The following is a 15,176-nucleotide window of genomic DNA, read 5'->3' as shown; positions in this document are numbered from 1 at the left end:
AAGGAGGTGTTCATATGCCTACGATAAATCAACTTATAAGAAAGGGCAGAGAAGATGTTAAATATAAATCAAAATCTCCTGCGCTAAGTGTAAATTTCAATTCTTTAAATAAAAGAACAAATGTAGTTAATTCGCCTCAAAGAAGAGGAGTTTGCACTGCTGTTAAAACGGTTACTCCTAAGAAGCCTAACTCAGCATTGAGAAAGGTTGCCAGAGTAAGACTTATAAATGGTATTGAAGTAACAGCTTATATTCCGGGAATAGGTCATAATTTACAGGAGCATAGTGTTGTTCTTGTAAGAGGTGGAAGAGTTAAGGATTTACCTGGAGTTAGGTACCATATTGTAAGAGGAACGTTGGATACAGCCGGAGTGGATAAAAGAATGCAGGGCAGATCCAAGTATGGAGCTAAAAAGCCCAAAAAATAATTGTGCTTAAAATGCAGAGGTAGTATGAATACCTTTTATATAGATGCATTTTTGTGCACGTCAGCAGGTTGACTGTTGAGTACCAATGAATCAACTATTTTATGGTTAAGGAGGGAAGTTAAAGTGCCAAGAAAAGGATATATTCCAAAGAAAGAAGTAATGCCAGATCCAATATATAATGACATTATTATAACAAAATTGATAAATAAGGTTATGTTGGATGGGAAAAAAGGAGTTGCCCAAGGTATTGTTTATGGAGCTTTTGATTACATTAAAGAAAAGACGGGAGAAGATCCTATGGAAATATTTTATAAGGCCATGAACAATATCATGCCTGTATTGGAAGTTAAGGCAAGGCGTATTGGTGGTGCAACTTATCAAGTACCAATAGAAGTAAGGCAAGATAGAAGAGAAACATTAGCTATCCGATGGCTTGTTTCTTACTCAAGAAATCGTGGAGAAAAAACAATGATAGAAAGACTGGCAAAAGAGATAATGGATGCGGCTAATAATACAGGGTCCAGTGTTAAGAAAAGAGAAGATATGCATAAGATGGCTGAAGCTAACAAGGCTTTTGCTCACTATCGTTGGTAATGTGAATTTGTTTATAGTTAATAGTAAGGTATCAGTTACAGAAAGGAGGAGAATACTGTGCCTAGAGAATTACCCTTAGAGAAAACACGTAATATCGGAATAATGGCTCATATAGATGCAGGTAAAACTACCACTACGGAGAGAATGCTTTTTTATACAGGGAAAATTCACAAGATAGGGGAGACTCATGATGGAGCTGCCCAAATGGATTGGATGGAACAAGAACAGGAAAGAGGAATAACAATTACATCTGCTGCTACTACTTGCTACTGGAAAGATCATAGAATTAATATTATAGACACACCAGGGCATGTTGACTTTACGGTGGAAGTGGAACGATCCCTTCGTGTTCTCGATGGTGCGGTTGCGCTTTTCTGTGCTAAAGGAGGAGTAGAACCTCAATCGGAAGCTGTATGGCATCAGGCAGATAAGTATCATGTACCCAGGATAGCTTTTATAAATAAGATGGATATACTTGGTGCAGATTTTTATAGAGCTGTAAGGATGATTAAAGAAAGGCTAAAGGCTCATCCGGTTCCTATTGAGCTGCCTATAGGAAAAGAAGATAATTTTATAGGAGTAGTGGATTTAATTAATATGAAAGCCAGAATATATCATGATGAATTGGGAGAAAAAATAGAAATAACAGAAATTCCTGATGATATGAAAGATTTGGCTGCTGAATATAGGGAAAAGTTGCTTGAGTCTTTATCGGATCATGATGAAGAATTAATGAGAAAATATCTTGAAGGAGAAGAGATAACTCCCGAAGAAATAGTCAAAGTTATAAGGGTGGCTACAACTAAGGTTGAAATGACCCCTGTACTTTGTGGCTCTGCTTATAAAAATAAAGGCATTCAACCTTTGCTTGATGCAATTGTGAATTTTATGCCTTCACCAGCTGATATACCACCGGTAAAGGGAATGAGTGTTGATTCGGATGAGGAAGAGGAAAGGATTGCCTCCGATGATGAACCGTTTTCTGCATTGGCATTTAAAATTGTATCTGATCCCTTTGTTGGTAAACTTGCATATTTTAGAGTTTATTCAGGTTCTTTGAAGGCCGGAAGCTACATTTTGAATTCAACTAAAGGGAAAAAAGAAAGAATAGGAAGAATTCTTTTAATGCATGCTAATAAACGAAAAGAAGTTGAAGAAGCCTTTACGGGAGATATTGCGGCAGCAGTGGGGCTACGAGATACAACAACAGGAGATACTCTATGCAGTGAAGACAATCCTATAATATTGGAATCCATGGAATTTCCTGAACCGGTTATAGATGTTGCTATAGAACCTAAAACAAAAGCGAGTCAGGAAAAGATGGTTACAGCACTAAGTAAATTATCTGAAGAAGATCCTACATTTAAGACTTATACAGACGAAGAGACAGGTCAGACAATAATAGCAGGTATGGGAGAATTGCATTTGGAAATAATAGTAGATAGACTTTTAAGAGAGTTTAAAGTTGAAGCAAATGTAGGAACTCCACAGGTTGCGTATAAAGAATCTATTACTATTCCTGCTGAAGCAGAAGGCAAATACATCAGACAGTCAGGCGGACATGGACAGTATGGCCATGTAAAACTAAAAATAGAGCCATTGAAGTCTGAGACGGGATATGAATTTGTAAATGCAATAACAGGTGGAGTTATTCCAAAGGAATATATTCCAGCTGTGGATAATGGAATAAGAGAAGCAATGTCAAGCGGCATACTGGGAGGTTATCCGGTAATAGATGTAAAAGTTACTCTTTATGATGGTTCTTACCATGAAGTCGACTCTTCTGAAATGGCATTTAAAATTGCGGGTTCTATGGGATTTAGAGAAGCTTTTAAAAAAGCAAAGCCCGTATTGTTGGAACCTCATATGAAAGTAGAAGTAATAGTTCCCGAAGAGTACATGGGGGATGTAATTGGAGACATAAATTCGAGAAGAGGAAAAATAGAAGGAATGGAAATGAGAGGCGGGGCACAGATTATAAGAGGATTCGTGCCTTTGGCAGAAATGTTTGGATATGCGACAACCCTTCGCTCGAAGACTCAAGGAAGAGGAACGTATACGATGCTGTTTGATCATTATGAACCAGTGCCAAATAGTGTTACTGAGAAAATATTAGGTCATAAATAATATTTAAGATTTAAGGAGGAATCAAGAGATGGCAAAGCAACATTATGAAAGAAATAAGCCACACGTAAATATAGGAACAATAGGACACGTAGATCATGGTAAAACGACGCTTACCGCAGCAATCACATTGGTGTTGAATAAGAGATACGGATTAGGTAATGTAATGACATACGACAACATAGATAAAGCTCCAGAGGAAAGAGAAAGAGGAATAACGATCTCAACAGCACACGTAGAGTATGAGACGAAGAAACGCCATTATGCCCATGTAGACTGTCCGGGACATGCAGATTATATAAAGAATATGATAACAGGAGCAGCTCAAATGGACGGAGCAATACTTGTAGTATCAGCAGCAGACGGGCCAATGCCTCAGACAAGGGAGCATATATTGCTGGCAAGACAGGTAGGAGTACCAAAGATAGTAGTATTTTTAAATAAAGCAGATATGGTAGATGATCCTGAATTAATAGAATTAGTAGAGATGGAAGTAAGAGACCTGTTAAATGAATATGAATTTGACGGAGACAATACGAAGATAGTAGTAGGGTCAGCATTGAAAGCATTAGAAGATCCGGACGGGAAATGGGGAGACAAGATAATAGAATTAATGGATGTAGTAGATGAAGAGATACCGCAGCCGAAGAGAGAAACAGATAAACCATTCTTAATGCCGGTAGAAGATATATTCAGTATAACAGGCAGAGGGACAGTAGCAACAGGAAGAGTAGAAAGAGGAGTATTAAAAGTAGGAGACAATGTAGAGATAGTAGGATTGTCGACAGAGCCGAGGACAGTAGTAGTAACAGGATTAGAGATGTTCAGGAAGATATTGGACGAAGCGCAGGCAGGAGATAATATAGGAGCATTATTAAGAGGAGTACAGAGAGCAGAAATAGAAAGAGGGCAAGTATTGGCGAAACCGAAGAGCATAACACCCCATACAAAATTTAACGCCCAAGTATATGTATTGACGAAAGAAGAGGGAGGAAGGCATACACCATTTTTCAACGGATATAGACCTCAGTTTTACTTCAGGACAACGGATGTAACTGGGAACATAGAGTTGGAAGAAGGAGTAGAGATGGTAATGCCTGGAGACCATGCGAACTTCAAGATAGAATTAATAACGCCGATAGCAATGGAAGAGGGATTAAGATTTGCAATCAGAGAAGGCGGAAAGACAGTTGGAGCTGGAGTAGTCAGCAAGATTATTGAATAAAATTTAATATAACTTTATTGCATTAAAGGAAGGGCAGTAACCCTTCTTTTAATGTCTATATAATTCCTATTTGAAATCTTATATCTCGTAAAATATTTTAAAAAAATCACAAAAGGTCTTGAGTTTTTTTGAAATATGCTATAAAATAATAAAGTGTGCAATTTTTAGCATTGCGATGAAGCAAAAGGTTGCTGTTTACAGGGAATTTTTGCTGAGAATGTCCGGTTAAGAATCGGGCGACTGGAGTTGCTGTTTCAACAAAAACACAACACGCACGGATGAGTGTATGGGCAATTCCATGTCGTATGTAGTGAAATCCAACATACGATAGAAGGAGGGAAGTTTATGTCAAGTAAAAGTGATGAAAGACAAAAAATTAGAATTAGGTTAAAAGCTTATGATCATGAGCTTTTGGACACGTCAGCTCAAAAGATTGTTGAAACCGCTAAAAGAACTGGAGCTCAGGTATCAGGACCAGTACCCCTTCCAACGGAGAGAGAAGTTATAACAATATTGAGAGCTGTCCATAAGTATAAAGATTCAAGGGAACAATTTGAGCAGAGAACCCATAAGAGATTAATTGATATCTTAAGTCCAAATCAAAAGACTGTGGATGCTTTAATGAAACTTAATTTGCCGGCTGGAGTGGATATTGAGATAAAACTATAATTTCTTGGAATGATTGTTTTTTATTAAACAATCCGCTGTAAGATAATAGGAGGTGCAGAAATGAAAAAGATATTGGGTAAGAAAATAGGTATGACTCAGATATTTCAGGACGATGGAACGGTAGTTCCGGTTACTGTTGTAGAAGCAGGACCATTGACTGTTGTTCAAAAGAAAACGGTTGAAAAAGAAGGGTATAATGCAATTCAAGTAGGATTTTCTTCCTTAAAAGAGAGAAAAGCAAATAAACCAAGAAAAGGGCATTTTGCTAAATCTCATGTGGAAGTTAAGAAATTTTTAAGAGAGTTTAGAGTTGATAATATTGATGAATATGAAATTGGTCAGGAAATAAAGGCCGATATATTTGTTTCGGGAGAAAGAGTAGACGTAGCAGGCACTTCCAAAGGTAAGGGAACCCAAGGTCCTATAAAAAGATACGGGCATGGAAGAGGTCCTGAAACTCATGGTTCTAAATACCACAGAGCAGTAGGTGGAATGTCTGCAGGTACTTATCCCGGCAGAGTTTTAAAAGGGAAAAAGATGTCTGGACATATGGGAAATGAGAGAGTGACAGTGCAAAATCTTGAAGTTGTGAAAGTGGATGCGGACAAGAATTTAATTCTTATCAAAGGTGCGGTACCGGGACCTAAAAGCGGACTACTATTGATAAAAAGTAGTGTTAAAGCTTAAGGAAAGGAGGATATGGTATGCCAAAAGTAAATGTTTATAATATATCAGGAGAACAAGTTGGAGAAATTGATTTGTCTGAAAATGTGTTTGGAGCAGAAATTAATCAACACGTGCTATATGAAGTAGTTAAAAACCAACTTGCGAATAGAAGACAAGGAACTCATTCAGCTAAAACAAGAGCTGAAGTAAGAGGCGGAGGAAGAAAACCTTGGAGACAGAAAGGCACTGGAAGAGCACGTCAGGGAAGCATAAGATCTCCTCAATGGAGAAAAGGCGGGATAGTATTTCCACCAAAACCAAGGGATTATAGCTATAGAGTTCCCAAAAAGGTTAGAAGGGCAGCAATAAAAAGTGCTTTATCTTCGAAAGTTTTAAATAATGAAATAATAGTATTGAATGAGTTGCTATTGGACCAACCAAAGACAAAAGAAATGGCTAAAATTCTTAACAATTTGAAAGTAGACAAAAAGGCTTTGATTGTAATGAGTGAAAAGGATGAAGACATAGTGAGATCAGCAAGAAATATTCCTGCTGTTGAGACAACTTCTGTAAATACATTAAATGTATATGATGTTCTTAAATATGATTTATTCATCATAACAGAGGATGCAGTAAGAAAAGTGGAGGAGGTGTATGCATAATGCGTATCCCACACGATATTATTATTAGACCTATTATTACTGAACAGAGTATGGATAATATGGCGGATGGAAAATATACTTTTGTAGTAGATAAAAAAGCTAATAAATCTGAAATTAAAAAGGCTGTGGAATCGATATTTGGAGTGAAGGTAAAAAAGGTAAATACAATGAATATGCTTGGAAAAGAAAAAAGAATGGGTTCTAATGTAGGTAGAAGGCCGAGCTGGAAGAAAGCCATAGTTAAATTAACTGAAGACAGTAAGAAGATTGAATTCTTCGAAGGAATGGAATAGAAATTTTTAAAAGAAGGAGGGAATAGTAATGGGTATAAAAGGATATAAACCAACTTCTCCAGCAATAAGACAGATGACCGTTTCATCTTTTGAGGAAATTTCTGAAAAAGATCCGGAGAAATCGTTATTGGTAAGCTTAAAAAAGAATAGTGGAAGAAATGCTCAAGGAAGAATTACTATTCGTCATAGAGGCGGCGGTGCAAGAAGAAAATATAGAATGATAGATTTTAAAAGAAATAAAGACGGAATTCCAGGCAAAGTAGCTGCTATTGAATACGACCCAAACAGAACTGCAAATATTGCACTTATAAACTATGTAGATGGCGAAAAAAGGTATATCCTTGCTCCATTTGGTTTAAAAGTTGGAGATGCAATAGAATCAGGTATTGATTCAGATATAAAAGTTGGGAATACTCTTCCGTTAAAAAATATACCGGTAGGTACAAATATACACAATATAGAGCTTAAAGCAGGAAAGGGCGGGCAAATTGTTCGTTCGGCAGGAGCCGTAGCTCAACTTATGGGTAAAGAAGGAAATTATGCACAATTGAGATTACCTTCCGGAGAATTTAGAATGGTAAGAGTAGAATGTAGAGCTACGATTGGTCAAGTAGGAAACTTAGATCATGAAAATATAAAAATAGGGAAAGCAGGAAGAAAGAGACATATGGGAATCAGACCTACAGTAAGAGGTAGTGCTATGAATCCTTGTGATCACCCCCATGGTGGTGGAGAAGGAAAAGCTCCGATTGGAATGCCTTCGCCTGTGACTCCTTGGGGAAAACCTGCTCTTGGACTTAAAACAAGGGATAAAAAGAAAAAATCTGATAAATATATTATAAGAAGAAGGACTAAATAGGACTTATTTGTAGGAAGGAGGATAAATATGAGTAGATCTCTAAAGAAAGGACCATTTTGTGATGATCATCTTCTAAAAAAAGTTGAGGAATTGAATAAGAAGAATGACAAAAAGGTTATAAAAACTTGGTCACGTCGTTCAACTATCTTTCCGCAAATGGTTAGTCATACTATTGCTGTTCATGATGGAAGAAAACATGTACCTATTTATATAACCGAAGATATGGTTGGACATAAACTTGGTGAATTTGTTCCTACCAGAACTTTCAGAGGACATGGAAATAAAACGGAAAAGTCAACTGCGTTGAAATAATGAGTGAAGGAGGGATTCCCAATGGAAGCTAAGGCTATAGCTAAATATGTGCGAATATCGCCTTTAAAGGTTAATTTTATATGTAAAGAAATTAGGGGGAAGCAAGTAGATGAAGCTCTTGCTATTCTCAGATATACTCCTAAAAGAGGCGCTAAAGTATTAAAAAAGGTTTTAACATCTGCTGTTGCTAATGCTGAAAATAATTTTAATTTAGATAGAGAAAATCTTTATGTAGCAGAGGCTTATGCAAATGATGGGCCTACTTTAAAAAGATGGAGACCGAGAGCTAAGGGAATGGCATATCCTATTTTAAAGAGGAGCAGTCACATAGGTGTAACGGTAAAAGAAAAAGAATAGAAAAGGAGGGATGATTAATGGGTCAAAAAGTTAACCCACATGGTCTAAGAATTGGGATCATAAAAGAATGGGATTCAAAATGGTTTGCTGATAAAAAAAATTTTAGCGATCTGTTAATTGAGGACTTCAATATTCGTGAATATGTAAAAGAGAAACTTTATATATCAGGAATATCTAGAGTTGAAATAGAAAGAGCGGCTAACAGAGTTAAAGTAACCGTATTTACATCAAAGCCAGGTATGGTAATAGGCAAAGGCGGTCAGGGAGTAGAGGAGTTAAGAAAAGATATAGAAAAGATGACTGAAAAGAACGTAATAATAAATGTCGAAGAAATAAAAATTCCTGAATTGGATGCACAGCTCGTTGCTGAAAATATTGCAGCTCAATTGGAAAAAAGGGTTTCTTTTAGAAGAGCAATGAAGCAAGCTATTACAAGAACAATGAGATCAGGAGCATTAGGAATAAAGACTGCTATAGCTGGAAGACTTGGTGGTGCGGATATGGCAAGGACAGAAGGATACAGTGAAGGAACAATACCTCTTCAAACTTTAAGAGCGGATATTGATTATGGCTTTGCTGAGGCCAATACTACTTATGGAAAGCTGGGCGTTAAAGTATGGCTATATAAAGGAGAGGTTCTTCCTACTAAAAAAGTAGAAGGAGAAGTACAAACTGAAAATGTTGGGAAATAGCTATATAATAGCTGTAGGAAGGAGGAAAGTATAATGTTAATGCCAAAAAGAGTTAAATTTCGTAGAGTCCATAGAGGAAGAATGAAAGGTAAAGCAACTCGCGGTAATACAATAACATACGGAGATTATGGTCTGCAAGCCCTTGAACCGGCATGGATTACTTCAAATCAAATAGAATCGGCGAGACGTGCAATGACGAGATATATAAAAAGAGGCGGGAATGTGTGGATAAAAATATTTCCTGATAAACCAGTTACGGAAAAGCCGGCTGAAACTCGTATGGGTTCAGGTAAAGGATCACCAGAATATTGGGTAGCGGTTGTAAAACCAGGCAGAATATTGTTTGAAATGGGCGGAATTGATGAAGATACAGCAAAAGAGGCTATGAGGTTAGCATCAAATAAGTTGCCTATAAAATGTAAATTTGTCACTCGTGAAGACGTGCAGGAAAAGGGTGGTGAAGCTAATGAAAGCTAATGAAATTAGACAACTGACTAGTCAGGAGTTAAACAATAAATTGTTGGAGTTAAAAAGTGAATTATTTAATTTAAGATTTCAATTAGCTACAGGACAGTTGGATAATCCTATGAGGATTAAAGCTGTTAGGAAGGATATAGCGAGAGTTAAAACATTGATGAGGGAAAGAGAACTCGGAATAGGAAAGGAGGTCTAGGCTTCATATGGAAAGAAAAAACAGAAAAGTAAAAATAGGAAAAGTAGTAAGTGATAAGATGGAGAAAACAGTAGTAGTTTCAGTGGAAACACTTGTTAAACATCCTTTATACAAAAAGCAAATAAAGAGAACCAGCAAATTTAAAGCACATGATGAAAATAATGAATGCGGAATCGGAGATACTGTGAGAATAATGGAAACTAGACCATTGAGCAAAGAAAAAAGATGGAGAGTTGTTGATATAGTAGAAAAAGCAAAATAGTCCTGATTGTTGGAAAGGAGGTATTCTCATGATACAAAATGAAAGCCGTCTTAAAGTTGCGGATAACTCAGGCGCGAAAGAGCTATTAGTGATAAGAGTTATGGGAGGTTCAAAAAGAAAGTTTGGTTATGTAGGAGATGTGGTAGTGTGTGCGGTTAAAAGTGCAACACCTGGAGGTGTTGTTAAAAAAGGAGACGTAGTTAAAGCCGTTATAGTAAGAACTAAGCAAGGAGTCAGAAGAAACGACGGAAGCTATATTAAATTTGATGAAAATGCAGCAGTTATAATAAAAGATGATAAACAACCGGTAGGCACTCGTATTTTTGGACCTGTAACCAGAGAATTAAGGAAAGGAAACTATATGAAGATTATATCTTTAGCACCAGAAGTATTATAGGAGGAGGTGTGAGACAGTATGCATGTTAAGAGTGGAGATACAGTTGTAATCGTATCAGGAAAAGATAAAGGGAAAAAAGGAAAAATATTAAAGGTTATGCCTAAAGAGAATAGAATTATAGTTGAAGGTATAAACGTATTGACTAAACATAAAAAGGCTCAGGGACCTAATCAAGAAGGTGGAATTGTTCATCAGGAAGGCCCTATAAATGCTTCAAAGGCGATGTATTTTTGTGATAAGGATAAAAAAGGTGTAAGATTAGGACATAAATTCCTTGAAGACGGTAAAAAGGTAAGATATTGTAAAAAATGTGGGGAAGTAATTGATAAATAGTTGATTATCGAAGGGAGGTAATAAGGATGACTTCCAGACTTAAAGAAAAGTATATAAATGATGTTGTTCCTGGATTGATGGAAAAATTTCAATATAAAAATATAATGGAAGTACCAAAATTAGAAAAAATCGTATTAAACATGGGAATTGGAGAAGCCAGAGAAAACCCTAAGTCTTTGGAGAATGCAGTAGAGGAAATGACAATGATCTCTGGACAAAGGCCAATTGTTACAAAAGCAAAAAAATCAATTGCAAATTTTAAAGTTCGTGAAGGAATGTCGGTAGGGGCAAAAGTTACTCTTAGAGGAGAAAGAATGTATGATTTTTTAGATAAATTAATGAACGTAGCACTTCCGAGGGTAAGAGATTTTAGAGGAACAAATCCAGCATCCTTTGATGGAAGAGGAAATTATGCGTTAGGAATAAAAGAACAATTGATTTTCCCTGAAATAGAGTATGATAAGGTCGATGCCATAAGAGGATTAGATGTAATAATTGTTACTACAGCAAAAACTGATGAAGAAGCCAAGGGGTTTTTGGATCTAATGGGAATGCCTTTCAGAAAATAAAGAAGGAGGGAGAAAAATTTGGCAAAAAAATCAATGATTAATAAGCAGCAAAGAAATCAAAAATTCAGTACAAGAGAGCATAATAGATGTAAGATTTGTGGAAGACCACATGGCTACTTAAGAAAATACGGTATATGCCGTATATGCTTTAGAGAATTAGCATATAAGGGTCAAATCCCGGGAGTTAAAAAAGCTAGCTGGTAGTAGGAAAGTTATGAAAGGAGGTAGCTAAATATGATGACTGATCCAATTGCAGATATGCTGACCAGAATTAGAAATGGTAATAATGCAAAGCATGAAACTGTGGATGTGCCTGCATCGAATATAAAGAAAGAAATAGCTAAAATTTTACTTAATGAAGGTTTTATCAAAGGATTTGATGTAATCGATGACGGAAAACAAGGGATAATAAGAATCCAATTTAAATATGAAAAGGACAATCAAAAAGTTATTAGCGGGATAAAGAGAATTTCGAAGCCAGGTCTTAGGGTGTATGTAGATAATACTGAAATACCGAAAGTTTTGGGTGGATTAGGAATAGCAATACTTTCTACATCAAAGGGAATTATGACTGACAAGAATGCCAGAAAAAGCGGTATTGGTGGGGAAGTAATCTGTTATGTATGGTAGACTTTTGGTGATATTAAAGGAACAGGAGGTGCACTCATGTCAAGAATAGGGCGAAAACCAATAACGATTCCAGACGGAGTTGAAGTTAAGATAGATGATAAAAATTATGCGCAAGTAAAAGGACCTAAGGGTAGTTTAAATTTTCAATTAAGTACTGAAATGGATATTAAAATAGAAGATTCGGTTATTATAGTTAGCAGACCTTCGGATTCAAAAAAACATAAATCTTTGCATGGCCTTACCAGGACATTAATAGCAAATATGATTGAAGGAGTTTTAAATGGATATTCAAAAACCTTAGAAATCGAAGGAACAGGATACCGTGCACAAAAACAAGGTAAGAAACTTTCCCTTAACTTGGGATTTTCTCATCCTGTAGAAATTGAGGATCCTGAAGGAATTGAGACGGAAGTACCACAACCGAATAGGATTATAGTTAAAGGGATTGATAAACAAAGAGTTGGAAATTATGCTGCTAATATTAGATTTCTAAGAGCACCTGAACCATACAAAGGAAAAGGAATAAGGTACTCCGGGGAAGTTGTCAGAAGAAAAGTTGGCAAGACTGGTAAGTAGGAGGGAGTGATTAAAGTGTTTAAGAAAATAAAGAGAAATGAACAAAGACAAAAAAGACATATGAGAATCAGACAAAAAGTAGATGGAACTCCTGAAAAGCCAAGATTGAATATATATAGAAGTTTAAATAATATATATGCTCAAATAATAGATGATACAAAGGGAATAACAATTGTATCCGCTTCAACCCTTGATAAGGAAGTAAAGGATAAATTAAATTCAACAGGCAATAAAGAAGCTGCAAAGTTTGTCGGAAAATTAATAGGTAAAAAGGCAGTGGAAAAAGGAATAGATCAAGTAGTTTTCGATAGAGGCGGATATGTATATCATGGAAGAGTAAAGGAACTTGCTGATGGAGCAAGAGAATCAGGGCTTAAATTTTAAGAAAAGGAGGGGAATAAATGGAGCGTTCATTTATAGATCCTAAAGAATTAGATCTAAAGGAAAGAGTAGTAAGCATCAATCGTGTAACCAAAGTAGTTAAAGGTGGTAGAAACTTTAGATTTAGTGCATTAGTTGTGGTTGGAGATGAAAATGGTCATGTAGGCGTTGGAATGGCAAAAGCTTTGGAAGTACCGGAAGCTATTAGAAAGGCTATTCAGGATGCTCATAAACATATAATTGAAGTTCCCATAGTAGGGACTACTATTCCTCATGAGATTGTAGGGGAGTTTGGAGCAGGAAGAGTTCTTTTAAAACCATCCCAGGAAGGAGCCGGAGTTATAGCAGGCGGAGCAGTTCGTGCCGTGTGTGAACTGGCAGGCATAAAAGATATTAGGACTAAATCTTTAGGATCAAGTAATCCGAGAAATGTAGTAAATGCAACATTTAATGCATTAATGAATCTTAAAAAGGTAGAAAAAGTAGCTAAGCTTAGAGGAAAGACTGTAGAAGAAATACTAGGTTAGGGGGGAATGAAGATATGGCTAAGATAAAAATTAAATTGGTTAAAAGCAAAATCGGCACACCGGAATTACACAGGAAGACGATTCAAGCTCTTGGCCTCAAAAAAATCGGTCAAGTAGTTGAAAAGGAAGATACCCCTCAAATCAGAGGTATGATACATCAAGTTGATTATATGGTTAAGATTATAGATTAATTCGGAAGAAAAGAGGAGGTGTACCTATGAAACTTCATGATTTAAGACCCAATGAAGGGGGAGGAAGTCAGAAACCTAAAAGAGTTGGTAGAGGTACCGGTTCGGGACATGGAAAAACTTCAACCAGAGGTCATAAAGGACAAAATTCACGTTCAGGTGGAGGAACAAGGCCAGGGTTTGAAGGCGGACAGATGCCTTTGTACAGGAGACTTCCAAAGAGAGGCTTTACGAATATATTTGCAAAGGAATATGCAGAAATAAATATTGAGATATTAAACAGATTTGAAGATGGAGCAGTTGTAACGCCTGAAGTTTTGATTTCGGAAGGAATTGTAAAGAATGGAAAGGCTAAAGATGGAGTAAAAATATTAGGTAATGGAGATTTAAATAAGAAACTTACTGTTAAAGCACATAAATTTAGTAAAACCGCTGCTGAGAAAATTGAGGCCGCAGGGGGAAAGGTAGAGGTGATATAGATGCTTAAAACTTTAAGGAATGCTTGGAGAATTCCAGACATTAGGAAGAAAATAATATTTACTTTATGGATGCTTTTAGTTTTTAGATTAGGTTCCTTTATTCCAGTTCCTTTTATAAATAAAGATGTAATAAAGCAAATATTTCAGATGTCGCAAGGTGGAGTGCTACAATTTTTAGATCTAATGGCTGGAGGAACTTTTAGTAATTTCAGTATATTTGCTCTAAACATTTATCCTTATGTAACAGCATCTATAATTATTCAATTATTGACTATAGCAATACCGCGATTAGAGGAGGTTGCTAAAGAGGGGGAAGAAGGAAGAAAGAAGATGGCCAAGTGGACCAAATATACTACCATAGTATTGTCTTTGATACAGTCTATAGCTATGGCTATTGGATTTTTCAATAAAGCGTTAATTTCGACGAGCTTCTTGTCTATAACTGTGGTAGTTACTACTCTGACGGCCGGAACATCTCTTTTGATGTGGATAGGAGATTTAATTACTTCAAATGGTATAGGAAATGGAATATCTCTAATAATATTTATAGGTATTATTTCCAGATTACCCGCTCAAATATTAGGAACTTATGAAGCATACAAAGCAGGAACTCTTAATGTCATTGGTTTGATATTATTTTTAGTATTTGCTTTAGCGATAATTGCAATAGTAGTTGCATTGCAAGAAGGAGAAAGAAAAATACCGGTACAATATGCAAAGAGAGTTGTAGGGAGAAAGATGTATGGCGGACAAAGTACGCACATACCAATTAAAGTTTCAATGGCAGGAGTTATACCGGTAATATTCTCCACATCATTACTTGCTTTTCCTCAAACATTATCGTTATTTTTCAAAGGGAAAGCAGCGGCATGGATAACTAAGTATCTAACCGTAAGTGGAACTGCTGGAACATGGATATATACGATATTGAATGCTTTACTGATTATATTTTTCACTTATTTCTATACTGCGATTCAATTTAATACTGTAGAGTATTCAAAGAATTTACAACAATATGGTGGATTTATACCGGGAATAAGGCCAGGAAGACCAACGGTAGAATATCTAAATAAGGTTATTTCAAGAATAACATTTGTGGGAGCTATATCTTTAGCATTAATAGCATCTCTTCCAATTGTACTTTCTTCTATATTTAAGTTAAACATTAATTTTGGAGGAACAGCATTAATTATCGTTGTGGGAGTTGCCCTCGAAACAGTTAAGCAAATAGAATCTCAAATGTTGATGAGACACTATAAAGGTTTCTTAAAATAATTTAG

The 15,176-nt window shown here is 36.2% G+C and carries 26 protein-coding genes; all 26 read left to right on the top strand.

Annotation, left to right across the window (positions count from 1 at the left end):
* The first annotated feature begins 14 nt into the window (after window positions 1-14).
* The 26 genes from rpsL (at window position 15) to secY (ending at window position 15,171) form a co-directional block, all read left to right on the top strand.
* Entirely contained in the window at window positions 15-428 is a 414-nt protein-coding gene (rpsL, locus tag EQM13_RS14430; protein ID WP_071140200.1) for a 30S ribosomal protein S12, read from the top strand.
* A gap of 123 nt (window positions 429-551) precedes the next feature.
* On the top strand, window positions 552-1,022 hold the full coding sequence (rpsG, locus tag EQM13_RS14425) for a 30S ribosomal protein S7 (protein ID WP_071140201.1): 471 nt from the start codon (window positions 552-554) through the stop codon (window positions 1,020-1,022).
* Window positions 1,023-1,079: 57 nt separating this feature from the next.
* A complete protein-coding gene (gene fusA, locus EQM13_RS14420; protein WP_071140202.1) occupies window positions 1,080-3,149 on the top strand; it encodes an elongation factor G in 2,070 nt (689 codons plus the stop codon).
* Window positions 3,150-3,177: 28 nt separating this feature from the next.
* Window positions 3,178-4,371, top strand: a complete 1,194-nt coding sequence (gene tuf, locus EQM13_RS14415; protein WP_114218409.1) for an elongation factor Tu — start codon at window positions 3,178-3,180, stop codon at window positions 4,369-4,371.
* A 345-nt stretch (window positions 4,372-4,716) separates the two neighbouring features.
* Window positions 4,717-5,040 carry a 30S ribosomal protein S10 gene (gene rpsJ, locus EQM13_RS14410; RefSeq protein ID WP_071140203.1) on the top strand — a complete coding sequence of 108 codons (324 nt, stop codon included), beginning with the start codon at window positions 4,717-4,719 and terminating at the stop codon, window positions 5,038-5,040.
* A gap of 60 nt (window positions 5,041-5,100) precedes the next feature.
* A complete protein-coding gene (gene rplC / locus EQM13_RS14405; protein WP_071140204.1) occupies window positions 5,101-5,727 on the top strand; it encodes a 50S ribosomal protein L3 in 627 nt (208 codons plus the stop codon).
* Between the two features lie 17 nt (window positions 5,728-5,744).
* Window positions 5,745-6,368 carry a 50S ribosomal protein L4 gene (rplD, locus tag EQM13_RS14400; RefSeq protein WP_071140205.1) on the top strand — a complete coding sequence of 208 codons (624 nt, stop codon included), beginning with the start codon at window positions 5,745-5,747 and terminating at the stop codon, window positions 6,366-6,368.
* Window positions 6,368-6,661: a 50S ribosomal protein L23 gene (gene rplW, locus EQM13_RS14395; RefSeq protein ID WP_071140206.1), complete on the top strand. Its 294-nt coding sequence runs from the start codon at window positions 6,368-6,370 to the stop codon at window positions 6,659-6,661. The genes rplD and rplW overlap by 1 nt, the downstream gene beginning before the upstream one ends.
* A 28-nt stretch (window positions 6,662-6,689) precedes the next feature.
* A complete protein-coding gene (rplB, locus tag EQM13_RS14390; RefSeq protein ID WP_071140207.1) occupies window positions 6,690-7,520 on the top strand; it encodes a 50S ribosomal protein L2 in 831 nt (276 codons plus the stop codon).
* A 27-nt stretch (window positions 7,521-7,547) separates the two neighbouring features.
* Window positions 7,548-7,832 (top strand): 30S ribosomal protein S19, encoded by a 285-nt coding sequence (gene rpsS, locus EQM13_RS14385; protein ID WP_071140208.1) that lies wholly within the window; start codon window positions 7,548-7,550, stop codon window positions 7,830-7,832.
* 21 nt (window positions 7,833-7,853) lie between these two features.
* Window positions 7,854-8,189 carry a 50S ribosomal protein L22 gene (gene rplV, locus EQM13_RS14380; RefSeq protein ID WP_071140209.1) on the top strand — a complete coding sequence of 112 codons (336 nt, stop codon included), beginning with the start codon at window positions 7,854-7,856 and terminating at the stop codon, window positions 8,187-8,189.
* Window positions 8,190-8,206: 17 nt separating this feature from the next.
* A complete protein-coding gene (rpsC, locus tag EQM13_RS14375; protein WP_071140210.1) occupies window positions 8,207-8,881 on the top strand; it encodes a 30S ribosomal protein S3 in 675 nt (224 codons plus the stop codon).
* A gap of 33 nt (window positions 8,882-8,914) precedes the next feature.
* Window positions 8,915-9,358 (top strand): 50S ribosomal protein L16, encoded by a 444-nt coding sequence (rplP, locus tag EQM13_RS14370; protein ID WP_071140211.1) that lies wholly within the window; start codon window positions 8,915-8,917, stop codon window positions 9,356-9,358.
* The gene (gene rpmC / locus EQM13_RS14365; protein ID WP_071140212.1) at window positions 9,348-9,554 is read left to right on the top strand and encodes a 50S ribosomal protein L29; all 207 of its coding nucleotides are present in this window, start codon (window positions 9,348-9,350) and stop codon (window positions 9,552-9,554) included. The genes rplP and rpmC overlap by 11 nt, the downstream gene beginning before the upstream one ends.
* Window positions 9,555-9,561: 7 nt before the next feature.
* Window positions 9,562-9,816, top strand: coding sequence for a 30S ribosomal protein S17 (gene rpsQ / locus EQM13_RS14360; protein WP_071140213.1), 255 nt, complete (start codon window positions 9,562-9,564; stop codon window positions 9,814-9,816).
* A gap of 28 nt (window positions 9,817-9,844) precedes the next feature.
* On the top strand, window positions 9,845-10,213 hold the full coding sequence (gene rplN, locus EQM13_RS14355; protein ID WP_071140214.1) for a 50S ribosomal protein L14: 369 nt from the start codon (window positions 9,845-9,847) through the stop codon (window positions 10,211-10,213).
* A gap of 18 nt (window positions 10,214-10,231) precedes the next feature.
* Complete coding sequence (gene rplX, locus EQM13_RS14350) at window positions 10,232-10,546, top strand: 50S ribosomal protein L24 (RefSeq protein ID WP_071140215.1); 315 nt, start codon at window positions 10,232-10,234, stop codon at window positions 10,544-10,546.
* A 26-nt stretch (window positions 10,547-10,572) separates the two neighbouring features.
* Window positions 10,573-11,115 (top strand): 50S ribosomal protein L5, encoded by a 543-nt coding sequence (gene rplE / locus EQM13_RS14345; protein ID WP_128753054.1) that lies wholly within the window; start codon window positions 10,573-10,575, stop codon window positions 11,113-11,115.
* 18 nt (window positions 11,116-11,133) lie between these two features.
* The gene (locus EQM13_RS14340) at window positions 11,134-11,319 is read left to right on the top strand and encodes a type Z 30S ribosomal protein S14 (RefSeq protein WP_114218416.1); all 186 of its coding nucleotides are present in this window, start codon (window positions 11,134-11,136) and stop codon (window positions 11,317-11,319) included.
* Between the two features lie 30 nt (window positions 11,320-11,349).
* Entirely contained in the window at window positions 11,350-11,745 is a 396-nt protein-coding gene (gene rpsH, locus EQM13_RS14335) for a 30S ribosomal protein S8 (RefSeq protein ID WP_071140218.1), read from the top strand.
* Between the two features lie 36 nt (window positions 11,746-11,781).
* Window positions 11,782-12,321, top strand: coding sequence for a 50S ribosomal protein L6 (gene rplF / locus EQM13_RS14330; RefSeq protein WP_128753053.1), 540 nt, complete (start codon window positions 11,782-11,784; stop codon window positions 12,319-12,321).
* A gap of 15 nt (window positions 12,322-12,336) precedes the next feature.
* Entirely contained in the window at window positions 12,337-12,705 is a 369-nt protein-coding gene (rplR, locus tag EQM13_RS14325; protein ID WP_128753052.1) for a 50S ribosomal protein L18, read from the top strand.
* 17 nt (window positions 12,706-12,722) lie between these two features.
* Window positions 12,723-13,229, top strand: a complete 507-nt coding sequence (rpsE, locus tag EQM13_RS14320; RefSeq protein ID WP_071140220.1) for a 30S ribosomal protein S5 — start codon at window positions 12,723-12,725, stop codon at window positions 13,227-13,229.
* 14 nt (window positions 13,230-13,243) lie between these two features.
* The gene (rpmD, locus tag EQM13_RS14315) at window positions 13,244-13,420 is read left to right on the top strand and encodes a 50S ribosomal protein L30 (protein WP_071140221.1); all 177 of its coding nucleotides are present in this window, start codon (window positions 13,244-13,246) and stop codon (window positions 13,418-13,420) included.
* Between the two features lie 26 nt (window positions 13,421-13,446).
* The gene (gene rplO / locus EQM13_RS14310) at window positions 13,447-13,896 is read left to right on the top strand and encodes a 50S ribosomal protein L15 (protein WP_071140222.1); all 450 of its coding nucleotides are present in this window, start codon (window positions 13,447-13,449) and stop codon (window positions 13,894-13,896) included.
* On the top strand, window positions 13,897-15,171 hold the full coding sequence (secY, locus tag EQM13_RS14305; protein WP_071140223.1) for a preprotein translocase subunit SecY: 1,275 nt from the start codon (window positions 13,897-13,899) through the stop codon (window positions 15,169-15,171). It abuts the gene before it with no gap.
* The last annotated feature ends 5 nt before the right edge of the window (window positions 15,172-15,176 follow it).

This window comes from Acidilutibacter cellobiosedens, assembly GCF_004103715.1.
Classification (GTDB): domain Bacteria; phylum Bacillota; class Clostridia; order Tissierellales; family Acidilutibacteraceae; genus Acidilutibacter; species Acidilutibacter cellobiosedens.
Note: the sequence above shows the minus strand (reverse complement) of the source record. Positions and strands in the feature narration are given on the sequence as shown.

Bases quoted from the DNA above. Each gene is read 5' to 3' on its own strand.
- rpsL (WP_071140200.1), top strand. From the start codon at position 15: ATGCCTACGATAAATCAACTTATAAGAAAGGGCAGAGAAGATGTTAAA.
- tuf (WP_114218409.1), top strand. From the start codon at position 3,178: ATGGCAAAGCAACATTATGAAAGAAATAAGCCACACGTAAATATAGGA.
- rpsJ (WP_071140203.1), top strand. From the start codon at position 4,717: ATGTCAAGTAAAAGTGATGAAAGACAAAAAATTAGAATTAGGTTAAAA.
- rplC (WP_071140204.1), top strand. From the start codon at position 5,101: ATGAAAAAGATATTGGGTAAGAAAATAGGTATGACTCAGATATTTCAG.
- rplD (WP_071140205.1), top strand. From the start codon at position 5,745: ATGCCAAAAGTAAATGTTTATAATATATCAGGAGAACAAGTTGGAGAA.
- rplW (WP_071140206.1), top strand. From the start codon at position 6,368: ATGCGTATCCCACACGATATTATTATTAGACCTATTATTACTGAACAG.
- rplB (WP_071140207.1), top strand. From the start codon at position 6,690: ATGGGTATAAAAGGATATAAACCAACTTCTCCAGCAATAAGACAGATG.
- rpsS (WP_071140208.1), top strand. From the start codon at position 7,548: ATGAGTAGATCTCTAAAGAAAGGACCATTTTGTGATGATCATCTTCTA.
- rplV (WP_071140209.1), top strand. From the start codon at position 7,854: ATGGAAGCTAAGGCTATAGCTAAATATGTGCGAATATCGCCTTTAAAG.
- rpsC (WP_071140210.1), top strand. From the start codon at position 8,207: ATGGGTCAAAAAGTTAACCCACATGGTCTAAGAATTGGGATCATAAAA.
- rplP (WP_071140211.1), top strand. From the start codon at position 8,915: ATGTTAATGCCAAAAAGAGTTAAATTTCGTAGAGTCCATAGAGGAAGA.
- rpmC (WP_071140212.1), top strand. From the start codon at position 9,348: ATGAAAGCTAATGAAATTAGACAACTGACTAGTCAGGAGTTAAACAAT.
- rpsQ (WP_071140213.1), top strand. From the start codon at position 9,562: ATGGAAAGAAAAAACAGAAAAGTAAAAATAGGAAAAGTAGTAAGTGAT.
- rplN (WP_071140214.1), top strand. From the start codon at position 9,845: ATGATACAAAATGAAAGCCGTCTTAAAGTTGCGGATAACTCAGGCGCG.
- rplX (WP_071140215.1), top strand. From the start codon at position 10,232: ATGCATGTTAAGAGTGGAGATACAGTTGTAATCGTATCAGGAAAAGAT.
- rplE (WP_128753054.1), top strand. From the start codon at position 10,573: ATGACTTCCAGACTTAAAGAAAAGTATATAAATGATGTTGTTCCTGGA.
- rpsH (WP_071140218.1), top strand. From the start codon at position 11,350: ATGATGACTGATCCAATTGCAGATATGCTGACCAGAATTAGAAATGGT.
- rplF (WP_128753053.1), top strand. From the start codon at position 11,782: ATGTCAAGAATAGGGCGAAAACCAATAACGATTCCAGACGGAGTTGAA.
- rpsE (WP_071140220.1), top strand. From the start codon at position 12,723: ATGGAGCGTTCATTTATAGATCCTAAAGAATTAGATCTAAAGGAAAGA.
- rpmD (WP_071140221.1), top strand. From the start codon at position 13,244: ATGGCTAAGATAAAAATTAAATTGGTTAAAAGCAAAATCGGCACACCG.
- rplO (WP_071140222.1), top strand. From the start codon at position 13,447: ATGAAACTTCATGATTTAAGACCCAATGAAGGGGGAGGAAGTCAGAAA.
- secY (WP_071140223.1), top strand. From the start codon at position 13,897: ATGCTTAAAACTTTAAGGAATGCTTGGAGAATTCCAGACATTAGGAAG.